At 44.3% G+C, this 19,518-nt stretch carries 16 protein-coding genes; 6 read left to right on the top strand and 10 right to left on the bottom strand.

Going from position 1 to position 19,518, the window contains the following annotated elements; genetic code table 11:
* Nucleotides 1–7: 7 nt before the first annotated feature.
* The 7 genes from DR864_RS02360 to DR864_RS02330 all read right to left on the bottom strand — a co-directional run bounded on the left by DR864_RS02360 (nucleotide 8) and on the right by DR864_RS02330 (nucleotide 9,997).
* Nucleotides 8–1,870, bottom strand: a complete 1,863-nt coding sequence (locus DR864_RS02360; RefSeq protein ID WP_114065437.1) for a RagB/SusD family nutrient uptake outer membrane protein — start codon at nucleotides 1,868–1,870, stop codon at nucleotides 8–10.
* A 23-nt stretch (nucleotides 1,871–1,893) separates the two neighbouring features.
* On the bottom strand, nucleotides 1,894–5,295 hold the full coding sequence (locus DR864_RS02355) for a SusC/RagA family TonB-linked outer membrane protein (RefSeq protein ID WP_114065436.1): 3,402 nt from the start codon (nucleotides 5,293–5,295) through the stop codon (nucleotides 1,894–1,896).
* Between the two features lie 20 nt (nucleotides 5,296–5,315).
* A complete protein-coding gene (locus DR864_RS02350; RefSeq protein WP_114065435.1) occupies nucleotides 5,316–6,314 on the bottom strand; it encodes a FecR family protein in 999 nt (332 codons plus the stop codon).
* A 13-nt stretch (nucleotides 6,315–6,327) separates the two neighbouring features.
* Complete coding sequence (locus tag DR864_RS02345) at nucleotides 6,328–7,047, bottom strand: RNA polymerase sigma-70 factor (RefSeq protein WP_205319187.1); 720 nt, start codon at nucleotides 7,045–7,047, stop codon at nucleotides 6,328–6,330.
* Between the two features lie 134 nt (nucleotides 7,048–7,181).
* Entirely contained in the window at nucleotides 7,182–7,694 is a 513-nt protein-coding gene (lptC, locus tag DR864_RS02340; RefSeq protein WP_114070120.1) for an LPS export ABC transporter periplasmic protein LptC, read from the bottom strand.
* Between the two features lie 295 nt (nucleotides 7,695–7,989).
* Nucleotides 7,990–9,273, bottom strand: coding sequence for a BamG family beta-barrel-assembly machinery protein (gene bamG, locus DR864_RS02335; protein ID WP_162793520.1), 1,284 nt, complete (start codon nucleotides 9,271–9,273; stop codon nucleotides 7,990–7,992).
* Nucleotides 9,251–9,997, bottom strand: coding sequence for a type III pantothenate kinase (locus DR864_RS02330; RefSeq protein ID WP_114065433.1), 747 nt, complete (start codon nucleotides 9,995–9,997; stop codon nucleotides 9,251–9,253). The genes bamG and DR864_RS02330 overlap by 23 nt, the downstream gene beginning before the upstream one ends.
* Before the next feature lie 187 nt (nucleotides 9,998–10,184).
* On the opposite strand from DR864_RS02330, the gene DR864_RS02325 reads away from it, so the two are divergent.
* Genes DR864_RS02325 through DR864_RS02315 form a run of 3 tightly spaced genes read left to right on the top strand, consistent with a single transcriptional unit; the run spans nucleotide 10,185 to nucleotide 13,192 of the window.
* Nucleotides 10,185–11,300, top strand: a complete 1,116-nt coding sequence (locus DR864_RS02325) for a mechanosensitive ion channel family protein (protein ID WP_114065432.1) — start codon at nucleotides 10,185–10,187, stop codon at nucleotides 11,298–11,300.
* 30 nt (nucleotides 11,301–11,330) lie between these two features.
* Nucleotides 11,331–12,542: a M20/M25/M40 family metallo-hydrolase gene (locus tag DR864_RS02320; protein ID WP_114065431.1), complete on the top strand. Its 1,212-nt coding sequence runs from the start codon at nucleotides 11,331–11,333 to the stop codon at nucleotides 12,540–12,542.
* Nucleotides 12,543–12,544: 2 nt separating this feature from the next.
* The gene (locus tag DR864_RS02315) at nucleotides 12,545–13,192 is read left to right on the top strand and encodes a phosphoribosylanthranilate isomerase (RefSeq protein WP_114065430.1); all 648 of its coding nucleotides are present in this window, start codon (nucleotides 12,545–12,547) and stop codon (nucleotides 13,190–13,192) included.
* 47 nt (nucleotides 13,193–13,239) lie between these two features.
* Here the strand turns inward: DR864_RS02315 and DR864_RS02310 are convergent, their stop codons facing one another.
* Complete coding sequence (locus tag DR864_RS02310) at nucleotides 13,240–13,641, bottom strand: YqhG/Tai3 family protein (protein WP_114065429.1); 402 nt, start codon at nucleotides 13,639–13,641, stop codon at nucleotides 13,240–13,242.
* 220 nt (nucleotides 13,642–13,861) lie between these two features.
* Here DR864_RS02310 and DR864_RS29730 point away from each other — a divergent pair, with 220 nt between their 5' ends.
* The gene (locus DR864_RS29730; protein WP_162793519.1) at nucleotides 13,862–14,131 is read left to right on the top strand and encodes a hypothetical protein; all 270 of its coding nucleotides are present in this window, start codon (nucleotides 13,862–13,864) and stop codon (nucleotides 14,129–14,131) included.
* 62 nt (nucleotides 14,132–14,193) lie between these two features.
* Nucleotides 14,194–14,406 (top strand): hypothetical protein, encoded by a 213-nt coding sequence (locus DR864_RS02305; RefSeq protein WP_114065428.1) that lies wholly within the window; start codon nucleotides 14,194–14,196, stop codon nucleotides 14,404–14,406.
* Nucleotides 14,407–14,477: 71 nt separating this feature from the next.
* Here DR864_RS02305 and typA read toward each other — a convergent pair whose 3' ends face one another.
* Both typA and DR864_RS02295 read right to left on the bottom strand, forming a co-directional pair.
* Nucleotides 14,478–16,292, bottom strand: a complete 1,815-nt coding sequence (gene typA, locus DR864_RS02300; RefSeq protein ID WP_114065427.1) for a translational GTPase TypA — start codon at nucleotides 16,290–16,292, stop codon at nucleotides 14,478–14,480.
* A gap of 235 nt (nucleotides 16,293–16,527) precedes the next feature.
* Complete coding sequence (locus DR864_RS02295) at nucleotides 16,528–17,421, bottom strand: sugar phosphate isomerase/epimerase family protein (RefSeq protein ID WP_114065426.1); 894 nt, start codon at nucleotides 17,419–17,421, stop codon at nucleotides 16,528–16,530.
* An 82-nt stretch (nucleotides 17,422–17,503) separates the two neighbouring features.
* On the opposite strand from DR864_RS02295, the gene DR864_RS02290 reads away from it, so the two are divergent.
* Nucleotides 17,504–19,363: a CocE/NonD family hydrolase gene (locus DR864_RS02290; RefSeq protein ID WP_114065425.1), complete on the top strand. Its 1,860-nt coding sequence runs from the start codon at nucleotides 17,504–17,506 to the stop codon at nucleotides 19,361–19,363.
* Nucleotides 19,364–19,518: the final 155 nt, after the last annotated feature.

Genomic DNA, 19,518 nt, shown 5'->3' with positions numbered 1-19,518 from the left:
TCAACTTTTAATAGCCCGGATTTTGGGTCATTTTAGGGAACGACAAATCAATTTCACTTTGTGGTATCGGCCTTAAATTATGAATCGCTGAAATCGACTGTCCTTTTACCCAAGGATTGTATTTTTTGACGCGTTCGACCAATTTGCCAGTGCGTTTCAAATCAAACCATCGGCTGTATTCACCCATCAATTCTCTGGCTCTTTCGTCCAAAATCAAGTCAATAGTGATGTTGGCGGCAGTGGCTCGGTAGGAGGCGGTAGCCAATGATTTTTGGTCTTCCGGAGCAGCGGCACATTTGGGGTCCGTTCCTTTTTTGCTTCCTAAGGCGCGGTCCAATACTCGGTTGTAATAAACCTCTGCACCGCCCAATTTACCATTTTTTGCACCTTTGACAATGGCTTCTGCGGCTATCAAATAAGCTTCTGCCGCTCTGAACACACATTCGTTAAACGTCCCAAAAGCATCACCGTAAGGAATACCCGGCTGCCAGAATTTCCACATCAACGGTGGTTGAATATTCAATCCCGAATTATCAATGGGATACCCACCGCCATATTCATCAGCATTTACTACGGCATAGTTTTTCTTTCCACCCAAATCAATGCCTCTTTCGGCCAATGTAGTGGCCGGCTTATTCCACGGTCTGGCAATCATCACGGTATCGCCTACATTGAAGTTGATTCTCAAAGCAGGATTGCTCAGCGGTAGCGGTCGGTAATCCTTTACGGCCGCAAGCGCGTACCCGACACTCACAAAATTGTGGGCATAACGGGTGTCGTTGTCTGGATCAAAAAAGCGGTAGCCCGCGGGCGTAACTTGATGAATTCCCAAACAACGATTGTAGTCGCTTGTACGGCCTTTTGTACCGACAAACCCTTCACCGCTGGGTCCAAACTTCGAGTGCAGGTCATTACCCCCTGCCGCATCCTGAGTGAAAGCCGCATCCGTCTTGTTGGTCAATACGTCAGAATTGTACTGAACCGCAAAGATGATTTCGGCATTTTTATCATTTTGAGCACCAGTGTATTGGGTCAATGGGTTGTTTGAACGTTTAGGAAACAAATCGCTGTAGTTGGCGGCCAACGGATACATATCAATTACTTTGTCTGCATATTGAAGTGCCTGATCAAAATCGGCCGTGGTACCGCCCAAAGCATTATTGTAGTTCCAGCCTCTAGTTAAATAGACTCTCGACAACAAAAATTGAGCAGTACCTTTTGTGATACGGCCATAGTTTGAGGCCGTAACGGGCAGTTTTGCCTCGCACTCCAGTAAGTCAGCGATGATTTGTTTATACACTTCTGCCGAAGCTACTCTTGGAAAATCTTTGCTAGGAGTAGTAACCTCCACTAACGGCATTGGAATATCGCCCCATTGCTGTACGGCATAAAACAAACACAATGCCCGCAGAAATTTGGCTTCCGACACCCGTGCATCTTTTAATGCTGGTGCCATTGTTGTAATATCATTGGCGCGAGTGATAACCGAATTGGTTCTGGCGATTTCGGCATACAAGAGTTGCCAAAGGCGTTGAATATCCGCCAAATTTGCATTAAACTCAGCATTATAAACATCAAACAGACTGGGCACATTCTCTTTACCGGTAACGGCCGAAGGATTCCAACCACTTTGAGCAGTAAAAATATCGGTTCCCTGCAACACCAAAATTCTATTTTGGTGGATATTTCTTAGGAGTGGATAACACGACCGCACCAAATCTTCAAACCCGGCTTCGGTTTTGTAGTAAACGTCGGTAGTCAGAGTTGTAACGGGTTTTTCAACCAAAAAATCTTTTTCACAACCTGCGGCAAAAACGCCCATAAAGGCAATTGCCACCGACGTAAGTCGTATTTTATTTATTGATTTCATTGTTTTTCTGATTAAAGTCAAGGTTAGAAACTAATATTTACGCCAAAGGAATACGTAGCAGACGGCACGTCATCCTGGAAAATAGCGGAATTGAACTCGGGGTCAAAACCGGTAAAGTTGCTGAACACAAATGGATTCAACACTTGCAGATAGAGGCGTGCATTCGACATCTTTACCTTATTCAATGCCCGGTTGCCCAAGGTATAGCCTAAAGTAATATCAGAAATTCTTAAGAAGCTGGCATCTTGGTAAAAAATGGCATTGCGATAAGGATTGGCGGCTACAGTACCGAAAAAAGTATTGGACGGATTGTCGCTTCTCCAATAATCCAAGCCCGCCAATTTGTTGTATCTCGTACTTCCAATTTCTCCAAAAGTTCCTGCCAAGGTATTGTTTCTGTATTGTACACCATTACGATAATAGGTAAAGAAAGAGAAATCAACATTCTTGTACTTAAAGCGATTGGTGATACCCAAAATCCAGTTGGGAAGCTGCGTACCAAGATACGTCCGATCATCAATGGCGTCAGTTGAAGAAATTTGACCGTCATTGTTTTGATCCACCACTCGCACCGAGCCTGGCACCTGCTTGTATTTTGTCGCCAGGTCTTTGTCGGCGGTTTGCCAAATGCCGTCAAATTGAAAATCAAAATTGGCTCTGATCGGATAGCCTACAAAAAGGTTATTTCCTTTGTCAACCGTCTGACCGTTGCCATACAATTCAAGCAATTTGTTTTGGTTTCTGGTAAAGGCAAAAGTAGTATTCCAATTAAAATTCTGTTTAGAAATATTGACCGTATTAAGCGTAAGCTCTACGCCTTTGTTCTCAATTTTACCCACGTTGGCAATCACCTGCGTAAAGCCCGTCGTGGTAGGAAGTTTTTGATTCAAAATCAAATCATCCGTTTTTCGGTTGTAAATTTCAAGCGAAGCGGCAATGCGGTTTTTAAAGAATCCAAAGTCAATTCCTAGGTTCAACTCTTTACTCCGCTCCCATCTCAAATCTTTATTGGCCAAATTTAAAGGGGCAAAACCATACGCCGCTGCTCCGTCAAAATCATAGCCGGTGTTCAACAAACCGGCCTGTGTGCTGTAAGGATTGACGGTGGAGTTGCCTACCTGACCGTAGCTAAGGCGCAGTTTTAGGTTTGAAAACACGTTTAGGTTATTGATAAATTGCTCATCACCCAACCGCCACGCAAAAGCCACCGATGGAAAAAATGCCCATTTGTTCCCTTCCGCCAATTGTGAAGCACCGTCCGAACGTCCGGTGAGGGTCAATAAATATTTATCATTAAAGGAGTAATTAATTCTTCCCATGTACGATAAAATAGAGCGTTCAATGAGTGAACTGTTAATTCCTGAAATGGTCGCCGCCGTGTTCAAAGCATACCAGTCAGAAGCGTACGGCAAGTCTCTTACCGCTATTGAATAGGCCTCATTTCTCTGGTAAAAAGCACTTTGCAGCGCCGTAGCCGTGATTTTATGCTTTCCTAAGTCAATGTTGTAATTGAGAATATTGTCAATGGTATAATTCCCGATGGTTCGGTTGTCGTACTGCGCTCTTGGTTTTGCCCCAATCTGCGATTTTGACCACTGCCCTCTAAAGTCGCCCAAACGTTGTGAAGTATAAGACGCCGAAAGCGATGACCGAAACGTCAGTCCTTTAAGTATTGTTACCTCTCCGTAGGCATTGGCCATGGCGTTCATGGTAGTGGTTTGCAGTTTAGACGTTTTGGGGTCAATATCTAGCAATGGATTTCCTACCTGCTTGTCATTGATTCCCATCCAAAAAGCATAGCTTTCTATATTCAAATCGCCATTTTCAGACGGATTGGCAAGGTCTGAATAATAAACAGTGCCCGTAGGTCTGGCACGATAGGCATTTCTCAGGGACTCACCCGAACCAACATTTTGGTCGCTGTAAGTCAAATAGGTAGTAAAGCCTACTTTAAAACGTTCCCCCAACTTACTGTCGAGTCCTGCGTTTAGGTTATACCTTTTAAATCCTGTATACAACACATTGCCATCTTCGTTCAAAAAGCCACCCGAGAATCGGTACGTTGTTTTTTCACTTCCTCCCGAAACGCTGATGTTGTGACTCATCTGAATACCCGGAGCCGTCACTAAATCCACCCAATCCGTTGTTTTACCAGCGTTGATATTGGCCGTTTCGGCGGCGGTAAACGTAGCCCCCGTTGCGCCTTCCAACACACGGTCTGTAAAGGTCACTTTATAAAACTCTTCGGTATTCATCAAGCGAGGGATATGAGCGGGGGTTTTGATTCCCACATAGCTATCATAACTCACCCTTGGCTTACCAGAAAGTCCTTTTTTGGTCGTTATGATGATCACGCCATTGGCACCCCTGGCACCGTATATAGCCGTAGAAGATGCATCTTTCAACACATCCATTGATTGAATATCATTGGGATTTAGGTTGTTGATATCTCCACCCATTAAACCGTCAATGACCACCAAAGGCTCGGTAGAGTTATTGATCGTGTTTTCTCCCCGGATGGTTATGCTATAACCCGCCCCCGGTTTATTGCTTGATTTTGTGACGGTTGCTCCGGCGACCTGTCCCTGAATGGCTCTTGCTGCCACCACAGGATTAGCCCTTACGATGTCTTTTGTTTGTACCGACGCTACTGCGCCCGTCAAATCAGTCTTTTTGATTTCACCATACCCTACCACAACCACCTCATTTAAGGCCATATCGTCAGCTTTCAACGATACATTCAGCGTGGTTCGGGTACCCACCAAAACTTCCTGTTTTACGTAACCAATAAAACTAAAAATCAATACACTGTTGTCGTCGGCTACTTCCAAGCGAAAACTCCCATTTTCATCAGTAGCAGTTCCCCGTTGGGTTCCTTTAATGACCACGTTTACCCCTGGCAGACGCTCACCCGACTCACTCATCACTACCCCAGTTACCATTTTCTCAATGGTCTGATTGGCGGGGAGGGAGTTATTTAACGTTGGGAGTTGAGCCACCAGATTTGATGGGCGCTCCACAACCGACGGACCCACGGGTGACAGGGTTTCTTGTAAGACCGCCTTGGGATTCACTTTTGAAGAAACAATGACGAAGGTATCTTTACTCACCTTTTTTAAACGCAATCCCAACGGACGCAACACCTGCGATAAATTCCGCTCCACATTGGCATTGTTGCTCAATTGCCCAGAAGGGATAGAAATACCGTCAATTATTTTTTCTTCAAAAAGAATGTCGATTCCATGCTGCTTTTTAAACTGCATCAGGGCATCTCTTAACGAAACTTTTCCAGCCGGTGCTTGCAGCTCCAATCGCGGCGTGGCCTGTTGGTTAAAGGCCAATAGTTGGGCCGAAAGCCGTGGTGCGGTGAGTAGCCACAAGACTACTCCTACCAAATAAACGGGAATACGGATAGGTTGAATCATTATCAATAGGGGTTTAATATTCAATAAGTTAAGGTATAGGTTTGGGTAGCACCCGAAGGAGTTTCGTTACGAATAATTCTTATTTCCAGCATTTCGGCCAGTACCTGTAAAAACGCATCGGCTGTTTCGGCTTTAAACGTCCCACCGATGGTTCGTTTGGCCAATGTTGAATCTGCAATTACAATTTGGACCCCAAATCGTTCGGTCAGTTGATAGGCTATTTCCGAGACCGAGGTATTTTCAAACATAAAACGGTATTCTTTCCAACCCAAATGAGGCGCAAGTGACTGGTTGTGGTGCAACGTGAGGCGGCCTTTTGATGAAATCGTAACCACATCGCCTGCGTTAATAATCAGAGGCTTCGTTTCCTTGGTTTTCAGGGAGCGCAATTGTACTTTGCCTTTATTGAGCACCACCTTACTTCCCCTTGAACGGCTATAAACCATAAATTCGGTTCCTAATACCTGCACTTCCAGTTGATCGGGGGTACGGACAATAAATCGGGCGTGATTGGGTAAATGTTTCACCGAAAACTCGGCTTCTCCCTTCAAAAAAACTTCCCTCGACGTTTTCCCAAACCCAAAACGCGGTACTTTAAGGGCAGAATTAGCATTTAGAGTCACGCGACTGTCATCGGGCAATTGAAGCGTCAAAAGCTCCCCGTTGGTTGTTTCGTACTGCTGAAAAAGAATCGCATCTCGAAAAACGTACGTGCATATCCCAGTCAATAGCAATACAGAAGCGGCTATTCCTAAAAAAAAATTGAGGCGACGAGAAAACGGACGTACCGCCGATGTTTTAGGATTTTCGGCCTCGGCCTGATTTGACAATTGAAAAAAAGCCGCATCGGCATCCACAATCAATTGCGGGTTTTGGCGCTCCCACTCCTCCAACCACTGAAAATAGAGCTCTTGATGACTTGATTCTGTCAACCAATCTTCAATCAATGATTTCTGTAAAGGGGTCGCTCGGCCTTCAAATAAGGCCAAAATGGCGGGTTTAAAGATATTCTGGCTCATACGTGCGGAAAAATTACGACCATTGTGGGAGAAAAAAGAACATAACACCTTTGCTTTGAGCCCATAAATCGCTCATTATAAACAAGAAAAGCAAACCGTAATTTCGTAGGGATTGCCGCAACAACGAAAGGACTTTTGTGATATGTCCTTCCACTGTTTTCGTTGAAAGGTGCAGTTCTTCGGCAATAGCCGCATTTTTCTTGCCTTCAAACCTGCTCATCACAAATACTTTTTGACTTTGAGGTGAGGTAGAACGAAGAATTTCTTCAATTTTTATGTACAATTCATTGTATTGAAGAATTTGTTGAGGCGTAATAGGCGGGGTATCAGAGCTATCGTTTTCTGAATAATCACTGGATTTTTCAACGCCTAACTCTGTACGCAAATACGCGTAGGAAGCGTGTCGAACAGAAGTAAACAAATAGGCTCGGTATGAGGTAGTGACGGTCTGATGCAATTGTTTTTGCCAAAACTGACTAAATACCTCCATCACCAAGTCTTCGGCCACTTCTTTTGAATACACAAACCGAACGGCATGACTGCACAACGGTTGATAATACCGCTTAAAAAGCAGTTCGTAGCCTTTGGCTGTATCCGCTTCAAAGGCACGTTTTATCCATAATTCAGAGTCAACAATTCCAGCGGAGTTGTCTTTTAGTTGAGGGGCAAAACGGTTACTCTCGTCCGGTTGATGATATTCCGGCTCATTTGAGTCCATTGAGGGCAAGGGCATAGGGGTAAGGGGATAACAAACGGGTGTTTATCTACTAAGAGTATAAAAACCTTCGTTTACCCTTGCCTATATTGTGAATATTTTTAAAATAATTCTTTGTATAGTGATAATAAGACTAAAAAGAGGCGTTACGCCTAGTTGGGCGTGATTCCCGCAGGGGCATTGAAGAAGCCCGTAGGTTTGCGGATACTGTATTGACTAAAATCCTGATTGGCATCCAAGCCCAGGCCATTCATGCGTTCTCCCGATTGTTGATTTTCGATGGTCACCTTTTTATCAGTAAATACTTTCTGCGTTTGTGGGTTCCAAGTCAACTCATCCGAAAACAAACGTTCCTTTTTTTGGGTAACTACCTTGACATTCCCTTTTACTTTATATAAACCCGTTCGGTATTCATAACGACCAGAATCGGATTCCAAGGTGGTGATGACATCACCCGCAGGGCCGTAAAAATCTACAAAAACTTTTTTGGGAAATACTTTATCTTCGGAGGGGAGCTTAATTTGCTTTGCGGTTCTGACCCGAACCTTCAAAAAACCAAGTTCGCTAAATAGTACTTCGATATTTTCGGCTTCTTCGAGCGGGCCGTTGTAAGCGATAAATTTTTTTGAATTTTTGTCTTCCTCGCAGGCACCGAGAAACACCATTGATAAAATAAAGAGAGAGCACTTAAGCAACTTTAACGTATAACGAAAAGTTGACTGCTGTAAAAAACAAATAGGAGATAAAAGTTTATCTCCCATTTGCATCCTTGCAGATGTTGTATTAACCCACCTTAACATCTTGAAGGCAAAATTAAGGTGTTCTAACGTCTTTTCCAAAAACAATTGATTTATAGAGGGATTTTTTTTCATTTTTTTTAGCAAAAAATCGTATGCTTGCATACAAATATGCTGAAAATAAACACCTTATTGTTTCTTTTTAACAATTTTTAATTCGCCATTAATCGACTTTGAATTTCTGGAACCACGTATCTTTTAGTGAAATTCCAAGAACTACACGTCCGTATCGCTCCCGAAAGGTTTGGGAAGAAACGGTTCCCCGTTGCCCCGCCACAAAAGAAATATTGATTAAATTCACGAAGTTTCGTCCCACGGGCAAGGACATGCCCATCGACACACTCATGTCGTCCACGGGTTTGGTTCCGATAACCAAAGGTGTCTGGTGGTAGATAAAACCTAAACGATAAAAGACCAAATCCCAATACTTTGTCGAGTTGAATTTGGGAACATATTCCAAGCCAAAGTGAAAACTTTGTCCGTCGCGCATGTTTTCATTATTGCCCGATATTCCTTTGTATTGCGACCAGTTTTGGCGGTCGTAGTCAAAGCTCAACAACAACTTAAAGAATTTCTCATAGCTCAATCCTACGCGCCAGTTGGCGGGAAGATTCACGTTTAGATTGGCTTGAGTTAATGTATCAGGATTGGTAATAGGCTGACCAGCACTACTCAATACCTCTAGGGTAGTGTTACGAATTGTATTTACAGAAGAGGCCAGATTGTAGGTGGCTCCAAAATTCAGGTAATGGTCCTCTTTCAGTTTTTGACGATAGGCCGCCCCTAACTTCAGGTTAACGTCACTCATGTTCAAACGATCATCCCGACTCACGATGTAGTCACGGCTATCGCCGATGCGTAATTGCGATGTGACACTACGGTTAAAGTTTCCGAAAAGGTACGTAAAATCGGCTCCAACGCTCAGATTCTTGCCAATTTGAAACCCGTTTGTCAGGTTAATTTGATTTAGTCCTCCTTTTCCAGAATATACATACTGGGCTTCATAAATGGAACTGCCGATACGTCCGTACGAATTCTGTTGGTAATTTACAAAGCTGTAAGGCTTTAGGCTCAGACCCATTGACCATTTAGGTGCAACGGGGAACGACAAGGCCAAATACCCGATATTACCCCCAAAATCACGTTGATTTTGTTTCGTATCCTGAAGGCTTTTGTATTGACCGATCACCCCTACGTCAAACATGGTAAAGCGGTTTCGAACGAGCAAGGCAGGATTTAAAGAATTGATATAGAGAGGACTAGATGCACTAACCCCAACATCGCCCATGGCATTGCTCGGCGAATATCCTTTACTTAATAACTCTCCTATTCCGATGGCTGAATAAGGGGCGTTTCCTAACCCCTGAGCATGAACTTTTGTTTGTAAAAATAGGACTCCCAGTACCCAACTCCACTGAAGAAGCTTACGCGTTTTGTACATTGACATTGTATAATAAAATTCGATTCAGACCCATCAAAACCAGATTTGGCGCCGCAAAGATGCGATTTTTAAGCCGATTTTCAAAGAAAGGCGCGTCTCCTCCGCACAATAGTACGCGACATTCGCCGTATTCGTTGCGATACCGTTCCACAAAGCCTTCCACTTCCGCCAACAGTCCATTGATGACTCCACTTTCCATTGCTGTATGTGTACTTTTCCCGACCAACGGCACGGACACTTTGTTGTGTGTCTCTACAACGTCAATCAAAGGCAATCTCTTAGTAAACGTGTGCATGGCCTGAAATCGCATACGAAAGCCCGGAGAAATTATTCCGCCGTGAAAAACCGCGTCTGCACTTACCCAATCGTAGGTGATGCAGGTTCCCATATCAATGACCAAGCAGTTTTCGTTTGGGAATAAAACGGTAGCACCCACCGCCGCCGCCAAACGATCTGCGCCAAGGGTTTGCGGGGTATCGTAGTCTTTGCCAATCGGCACGGGAAGCGCGGGAGAAAGCTGTACAACCCGAACATTTTGCTGACGGAACCAATCAGCATATACCTGCGTATCCTGACTAGTAGAAGACAAAATGGCATGCGTCGGTAATTCATTCGACAATATTGCGGTTAGCTCCTCAAACGGAATTTTATATTGTGCTTTTACAAGTTGCTCATTCTCAAACCAAGCGATTTTGGCAAAGGTATTTCCCAGGTCAATGGCTGCATTCATTGGTATAATGGATTTGATATTTTAAAGGTTAGAAATTGAAAAGACAAAAGCAAAATTGCCTTAGTTATTTAGCAATAAGCTAGTGAACAAACAGAATATTTTATCCCAACTTTTTACCTTATAACACATAACCTTTTACTTTCACGACACAAAATTGTTGTTTTGCAGTAAAAAACCGACAGTCACCATGGAAATAGTATCAAAGTGGCTTAACTATACAATTTTAGACAATCCCATCCGAGACTTACTTTGGTTTGGGGGAATCATTGGTTTAAGTATCCTCATCAGACGCGGACTATCATTTACCATTAGTCGTACCATTTACCGATTTATCAAAAATGAATCGGGGGATATTCCCTTGGCCGAGTTTGTTCGCCTCACCCGCCGTCCTTTTGAATTGCTCATTACGCTAGGCATGATATACCTCGCCTTCAGTCACTTGGTTGTCCCTAAACAATGGGATTGGATGACCTCCAAAAAATTCGGCGGGTTAGTACTCATTCAGAACTTATTTTTTACCCTGCTAGGTGCGGCGATTGGCTGGTTAGGCATTCGTATCATAAAATTTGCCGCGTTGATATTTAAGCAAAAAGCCGCCACAACACCCACCCCCCTTGATGATCAACTCGTTCCGTTTTTCAAAGACATTGCCATCATTCTGTGGACCTTGACCAGTTTTTTTGTCATTCTTCACAAAGTGTATGAAGTCAACGTCTGGGCGCTCATTACCAGTCTAGGAATCGGGGGATTGGTCATTGCGTTGGCCGCCCGCGAAACCCTTGAAAACTTAATCGCTTCGGTCGCGATTATGCTTGAACGGCCCTTTGTAATTGGCGACTCCATCGTGTTGGACAAAATTTCGGGCGAGATTGAGCAGATTGGGTTTCGTAGTACCCGCGTCCGTTCCGATGATGGGAGTTTGATTACGGTTCCCAACCGGCTCATGACCACCCAAGCCCTCGAAAACGTTACCCAACGAAGCTATCGCCGCGCCAAATACTACGTTCGTTTGTCGTTCAACACCCCTCCCGAAACCATCGCCCAAATCGTGAAGGACATTCGTCTCCATTTAGAAAGCAATTATCTGACCAATTCAAAAATACCGATGGTGCGTCTCGAAACCCTCGCCGAAAATTCGTTAGATATTTTGGTGATTTACCACGTCCATAGCTCTATTTGGCGCGTATTTATGGAAACCAGAGAGGAAATTAACTTCAAAATCATTGAAATAGTGCACGAACACGGCGCTACCTTTGCGTATCCTAATCGTAACCTATTTATCAAAGAAACCATTGAAAATTAACGCGACCAAGCCTGCTAAAACCAATATTATATGAAACAGTCCATTGTCTTTCTTTTCGTCCTCATCAGCATTTATTCTTTTGGACAATCAAGTACCATCAGTCCAAAAAATATTGAAAAACATATCTCCTACCTCGCTTCCGATGAATTGAAAGGACGGGGAACTGGCACCAAAGACGAACAAAAAGCAGCGCAATACATTGCAACCTTCTTTAACGACCTAGGCTTACAACCCAAAGGGATCAATGGTTTTGAACAACCCTTCAAGGCCAATCTTGACACAGTACATGTACTAGACGCCCGCAATGTAGTAGGGTATCTAGACAACGGTGCCGAGCGCACCATTGTGATCGGGGCGCACTACGACCATTTGGGCGAAGGCTATCAGCGGGGTTCGCTCGACCAAGATGCCAAAGGAAAAATCCACAATGGTGCCGACGACAACGCCTCTGGCGTAGCAGGGGTGTTGGAATTGGCACGGTATTACGCTAAAAACGGCGTTAAGGAAAATCATAATTTTCTTTTTATTTGTTTTTCTGCCGAAGAATTGGGACTGTTAGGCTCAAAATTTTACGCCAATAACCCTACCATTGACCTCACGAAGGTAAATTGTATGCTTAATTTTGACATGATTGGTCGTTTTGATCCCACCAAACCGATTACCGTTGGCGGCTGGGGTACCAGCCCAACGTGGGGACAGGTGATTCCGCCAGTGATGCAACGCGAAAAGATGGCGTTTAAAATCGACTCTTCGGGGGCAGGAGCTTCGGACCATACTTCGTTTTATACAAAAAAAATCCCAGTACTATTTTTCTTTACAGGCGTTCATTCTGACTACCACCGACCCAGCGACGACATCGCACTCATCAATTTTGCGGGCGAATCCCAAATTTTGAATGCCGTGACTGGAATCCTCAATGAATTGGACAAACTTCCTGGCCGCCTCGAATACCGCGAAACCGCGATGCCAATGGCCCGCAATGCCAGTTTTAAAGTAACGATGGGGTTGTTGTTGGATTACTCATTCAACGGCCCAGGCATTAAAGTTGACGGCGTTTCTAAAAATCGACCTGGAGAAACCGCTGGCATCAAAGGAGGCGACCTTATTTTACGACTGGGCAATTACACACTTAATACCATTTATGATTATATGGGGGCACTGGGGAAATACGAAAAAGGGCAAACCGTTGAAGCTGAAGTTCAACGGGGAGCGGAGAAATTGATGTTGAAAGTAACGTTTTAACTATGAAACCACGCGTCAAAATCTGCTGCATCAGCAGCCTGATGGAAGCCAAGCTGGTCATCGAAGCTGGGGCAGCCGCTTTGGGTTTAGTGGGAAATATGCCCAGCGGCCCTGGAATAATATCAGACGAGCTGATTGCGCAAATTGCCAAGGCGGTTCCGCCGCCCGTTTCTACTTTTTTGCTTACAAGCGAGACCAATCCTGAAGCCATTATTGCCCACCATCAGCGAGTTCATACGAGTACTATTCAGATTGTAGATGCGCTTTCTGAAGGCACCTATCACCAAATCCGTGAGGCACTGCCAGGCGTTAAACTCGTGCAGGTCATCCACGTAATTGATGAAAAGACGATAGAAGAGGCCGTTCAAGTAGCCGAATTTGTGGATGCCATTCTATTGGACAGCGGAAATCCAAACCTGCAAATCAAGGAATTGGGGGGAACAGGAAGGGTTCACAATTGGGCACTCAGCCGCAAAATACGCGAAACCATCCCCATTCCGCTCTTTTTAGCAGGAGGTATCAAAGCCGAAAACGTAAAAGAAGCCATTGAAACCGTACAGCCGTTTGGATTAGACCTTTGTAGCAGTGTACGTACCAATGGACAGTTGGACCCCGAAAAATTAGAGGCTTTTTTTGCCGCGATTGGCTAAATAATCAAACTCCCAGTAGCGGTTCTCAGTGAAAAATATATTCTGGGTTATACCCCCTGAATCGCATCAATCATCCATTTGTTATTACTGTTAACTAAAGTAACAACCGCCGCTTTTTGGCCAAACATCCAAAAATTAAATATTGCTTTTGTGGGTGATTGAGAAACAGGTTTCAGTAAAAATTTTTCTTCAAAATCCTGCGCCTGAAGAATCGGGTCATAACCGCCTTCGTTGTTTTTTTCCAGCTTCCTAAAAAAGTTCGTCAAGCGTTTTTGGAAAGAAGGGGTTAAATCAGGGTGTTTTACCACCTTTCGCCATCCTAAATTGACTCCTTTGGTCAGATACCACTTGTAGAAATCATTGGCGGCTTGGGCAGCGGTTGTGGTTTGAGCGTTCAGTGAATGTAGGCTAAACCCAATAAAAATCATTAAAAAGAGAGAGCGTTTCATTTTTTCAAAGTTAGGTTGAGGTTGCTTACAAAAGTAACGATGGAATCACATTTTTTTAGCTAAAAACCGTAAAATATGACCAATAAAAAATTACAACTCGCTATCTAAAGCCATATAATAATCCTTAACCCCATAGTGGTAAACACTTTTTGAGTTGTCTTAGACAAAAAAGGCAGATAAAACGTTATATAAAAGTAGTACCATTAAACGCTGACAAGCTATGAAATCGCGCATAACACTTTTTGTAACCGTATTGGCGCTCAGTGCAATCATGAGCAGCTGTTTTTATTCAGGTGGTGGGTATCGAGGCGGATACGACCGAGGTTATTACGGCTCTCGTTACTACGCTCCTCGCCCTTACGTACGGGTTGTGCCGCCACCGGTAGTGGTTCGCCCTCGTGTATACGTCAATCCGCCGCGTTATTCGCAACGCCCACGTTACGACAGCCGTAATTATGGTCATCGCGGGCGCGGACGGGGTCGTTGGTAGAACATCGTTTTTTTTCATACTTTCGCCGCTTCCAACCGAATTCGTCCTTAAAATTCATACCCATGAAAAAAAGTATTTTGCTGCTGTTGTGTATCAGCTTTTTGCAGTTTGAAGCCTCTGCGGCGGAAGTCAAAGTAGTTACAAACAAAAAAGCGACCGTTGAGGCCGCTTCTGAGCAATCGTCGTACCGAAAACGCAAGCGTAATCGGCAACGTAAAGGTTTTTTGGGGGGCATTTTCCGCAAACGCAACGCCTGCGACTGCCCGAAAAATTAATAGTTTGCAGTAGGCAGTGGGCAGTAATTTCACAAAGAATTGTTGACTGCCTACTGCAAACTGCCCACTTTTTACGCCATTTCCATTTCTTTTGAATTGCGCTTGCGTTCGTTTTCGTCTAAGTATATTTTCCGAATACGAAGCGTTTGCGGCGTTACTTCCAAATATTCATCCTTTTGGATATATTCCATTGATTCTTCCAACGAAAAGTTGATTTTAGGCGCAATACGCACGTTGTCGTCCGTACCTGAAGCCCGCATGTTGGTCAACTTCTTGGTTTCCTGCAAGTTTACTACAATATCTCCTGGGCGGCTATGCTCACCGATTACCATTCCCATGTATAATTCTTCACCTGGATCCACAAAGAATCTTCCACGCTCTTGCAAACGGTCTAAGGCGTAAGGGGTAGCTACTCCAGTTCCTTTAGAAATAATTGAACCGTTGATACGTCCCGGAATCGTGCCTTTGTGGGGCTCGTAGGCCTTAAAACGGTGCGACAGTACTGCTTCACCCTGCGTGGCAGTCAAGACGTTGGAACGCAACCCAATCAAACCGCGTGAAGGAATATTGAACTCCAAGTGTTGCAAATCGCCGCGTGGCTCCATCACGAGTAGGTCACCTTTACGTTGGGTAACCAATTCAATTACTTTACCAGCTGATTCTTCAGGAACATCTACCACGAGAATTTCGATTGGCTCAAGGCGTTCGCCTTTGTCGCCTTCTTTGAAAATCACCTGTGGCTGACCTACCTGCAATTCGTAACCTTCGCGACGCATGGTTTCAATCAACACCGACAAGTGAAGAATACCACGGCCGAACACCATAAATTTATCCTCGCTACCCATTGATTCAACGCGTAAGGCAAGGTTTTTTTCCATTTCTTTAAACAAACGCTCACGCAAGTGGCGAGAAGTCACAAATTTGCCTTCTTTGCCAAAAAACGGTGAGTTATTGATGGTAAACAACATGTTCATCGTTGGCTCGTCTACCGAAATACGCGGTAGCGGTTCAGGATTTTCGAAAAGCGTGATGGTATCACCAATTTCGAAATCTTCCAAACCCGTTACGGCACAAATATCACCCGATGAAACTTCCGTTACTTTTTGTCTGCCCAAGCCTTCAAATACCTGCAATTCTTTGACACGAGCGCGTTTTACCGTGCCGTCTGACTTGCAAAGACCCAATTGAGCACCTTCTTTGAATGTACCACGGTGTACGCGACCGATGGCAATACGTCCTACAAAAGAACTGTAATCCAATGAAGTAATCTGCATTTGCGGATCGCCTTCGTTATTGGGAGCTGGTGGGATATGTTCAACGATTACGTCCAATAAATACGAAATATCGGTGGTTGGTTTTTGCCAATCAGGCCCCATCCATCCTTGTTTCGACGAGCCGAAAACGGTAGGAAAATCAAGTTGTACGTCGTTGGCTTCGAGGTTAAACATCAGGTCAAATACCGCCTCGTGTACTTCGTCGGGGCGGCAGTTTGGTTTATCTACTTTATTGACCACCAATACTACTTTCAATCCTAACTGTAAGGCTTTACCTAACACAAAACGGGTCTGCGGCATAGGCCCTTCAAAGGCATCTACCAGAATGACGACACCGTCAGCCATTTTAAGTACACGCTCTACCTCTCCTCCAAAGTCGGAGTGGCCTGGGGTATCAATAATGTTGATTTTTACGTCTTTGTAGCGTACTGATACGTTTTTAGAGACAATTGTAATTCCTCGTTCACGTTCGAGGTCATTGTTGTCCAAAATGAGATCGTCAAACTGTTGATTCTCTCTAAACAGTTTTGAATAGTGGATGAACTTGTCCACCAATGTGGTTTTACCGTGGTCAACGTGCGCAATGATGGCAATGTTGCGGATGCTTTGCATTTGAGTTGTTTGTTAACTGTTGATAGCTAATCGAATAGGTTGAAAGTGTTGTTACTAACGAAAAACTATTCACAATCAGCTTGTCTTCTAAAAGACCCGCAAAGGTACCATTATTTTATGACAAAACACAGATGAATCCAATACTATATGCCAATATTAATGAAATATGGCAGTTTTTTATTAAATTAATACAATTATTTTCTCCTTTGTTTTGGGTTAGAAAGCCAAAGTAACATTAAAGGTACTTTTTTACTTTCGCCAACAATGCCTCTACCTTCACTTTTGGGTCGCCCGCTCCGAGGGTTTCAATGGGTACATAGCCCTGATAATCGGACAGTTTGATGAGATTAATGACCCGTTCCAAATCCGTATCTATTTCTTTTCCTTCCACAAATATCTTCTCTTTCAACTGCCAGTTAACGGCGTATTTGATGGTTCGTTCGATTTCCTTATAAGGGTCGCCGATGCGATAACTGCCCGTATCCAGAATCAGCCCAAACCACTCCGATTTAATCGTTTCAAAAAATGGAATCACGTGGTCGGCAGTCTGAACGAAATCAAAATGGTTTTGCAGGCCGATGATTACGCCATTTTGTTTGCCGTACTCAACACAGGTTTCAATGTCTTTCAACATCCAATCGGTAATTTGCTCGCGCGGAACCCCTTCGTTTTTTTGGGTTCCTGCAAAAATCCGCAACACTGGTGCGCCCAATTTGGCGGCTACTTCTATCCAATTTTTTACAAGTTGTACCTCTTTTTTGCGTTTTTCTTTGTCGGCAATCGTAAAGTCATTCCTCACGCCTGTGCCGCTGATTTCCAAGCCTTTCCGAAAAGATTGGCGTTTTACGTGATAAATGGTGGCATCGGACGGAACAGTGGGATAGCCTTCAAAATAATAACCCGTGATATCCAAACCATCAAAACCAACGCCCGCGCAGAAGTCAATCAGCTCGTCCAAACTCATCATTTTATTCATCAGCGGAGCATTGAATGAGTAAGCATTCAAGCTAGTTTTGAGTCGCTTGCTTTTGAGTGGCAAAAGCGAGGCCTCACCCGTACTTGGAATAGCCGCGATTGAAGCACCGGCCAGTGCTTTTAGAAATGTTCGGCGGCGTGACTGTGCGTTCATGGTTTTAAGATTAAATTCCTGTTCGAACTTTTTAATTTTATTCTACTTTTGTCAAAACATTAATAGTCATCGAAAATACTCTATGAAAGCATTCCTACCCCTTTTAATCTTGCTCTTTTGTGCGCATCAAAGCCATGCTCAAACCCCAAATTTTGTCAAAGACAATTATGAGAAATGGGACCGCCAAATCACCATGCGCGACGGCATTAAGCTTTACACCATCATTTATATCCCCAAAGACAAGAGCCAAAACTATCCTATTCTGATAGAACGCACCCCCTACTCGGCAGGTCCGTACGGCGAGGGTAATTATACTGGAAACGGCCCTGGGCCGAGCAAATTGTTATCGGAAGAAAAGTACATATTTGTCACCCAAGACGTACGCGGGCGCTACATGAGCGAAGGGAAATTTGAAGAAATGACCCCGCATAAATTCACAAAAAAGACGCCGCAAGATACCGACGAAAGCACCGATACCTACGACACCGTAGAATGGTTATTGAAAAACATTCCGCAAAACAACGGTCGCGTCGGCATTACAGGTATCTCCTACCCAGGCTTTTATGCTTCGGCGGCCCTGCCCGACGCTCACCCCGCCATCAAAGCCGTTTCGCCGCAAGCCCCCGTAACGGACGAATTTGTGGGCGACGATGCCCGCCACAACGGCGCTTTTTTCTTGCTCGACAATTTTAACTTTTTGAGTTATTTTGACGCTCAACCCGACAAACCTGTTCCAACGTACAACGGTATTTTCAACAACCGCAGCAAGGACGCCTACGATTTCTTCCTGAAATTGGGCCCGCTCAAAAATGCCAACGGTGAAAAATACTTTAACAACAAAGGCCGAATCTGGAACGAATACCTCCAGCACGAAACCTACGATGACTACTGGAAATCGCGCAACATTCGCCCAGCCCTCAAAAACATCAAACCCGCTACGCTGGTAGTAGGCGGCTGGTTTGATGCCGAAGATTTATTTGGTGCCTTGCGCACCTACGAAGCCATTGAAAAACAAACCCCTACCAATAAAAACCAACTGGTGATGGGCCCGTGGACGCACGGCGCTTGGTCGCGGCCAGAATGGAATGAGTTTGGAACGCTGAATTTTGGCACAAACACGGCCAAGTTTTTTCAGGAAGAATTGGAACTTAAATTTTTCAATTTTTACCTCAAAGACAAGGGCCAATGGAATGCCGCCGAAGCCACTATGTTTAACACCTCAACCAACGAATGGAAAACCTTTGAAACTTGGCCCCCAAAAGACAGCGAGAAGAAAGAGTTGCATTTTCAGGCCAACGGCAAATTATCTTGGAATGAAACCACCGAAAAGGACGGTTTTGACGAATACGTAAGCGACCCCGCCAAACCTGTGCCGTACACTGACGGTATTTTTGCCCGACGCAACAACCAATACATGGTTGAAGATCAGCGCTTTGCATCGCGCCGGCCCGATGTTATTACTTATGAGACTGAACTACTTACGGAAGATGTAACCTTGGCGGGGCCAATGACGGCGCATTTCTTTGCTTCAACCACGGGCACCGATGCCGATTTTATCGTAAAACTCATTGATGTGTTGCCCGACGAGGCCCCCAATCCATCGCCCAACCCCAAAAACCTAACCATGGCGGGCTATCAGCGCTTAGTCCGGGCGGAAGTACTGCGCGGCAAATTCCGTAACAGTTTTGAGAAACCAGAACCGTTTGTGCCAAACCAAGTCACGGATGTGAAAGTACGGATGCCCGATGTGCTGCATACTTTCAAAAAAGGGCACAAAATCATGGTTCAAATTCAGAGTTCATGGTTTCCATTGGTGGACCGTAACCCTCAGAAGTTTATGTCTATTCCCGAGGCCGATGAAAAAGACTTTCAGAAAGCAACGATTCGCATTTATCACAGCACTCAGCACGATTCACACTTACACGTCGGGACGCTGAAGTAGTTACCGTTCATACCTAACACGGGACATTGTCTCGTGTTTTTTTTAGGTTAAAATGTACAAAAGAAAAATAACCAGTATAATTGTCGGCTTTTGTTCCTACAAATACACCAAAATGTGCAATTTTTGAGTAGATTGACCAGAAAGTGACAATTTCT

The organism is Runella rosea, from assembly GCF_003325355.1.
Lineage (GTDB): Bacteria > Bacteroidota > Bacteroidia > Cytophagales > Spirosomataceae > Runella > Runella rosea.
This window is presented reverse-complemented; position numbering and strand designations above follow the sequence as displayed.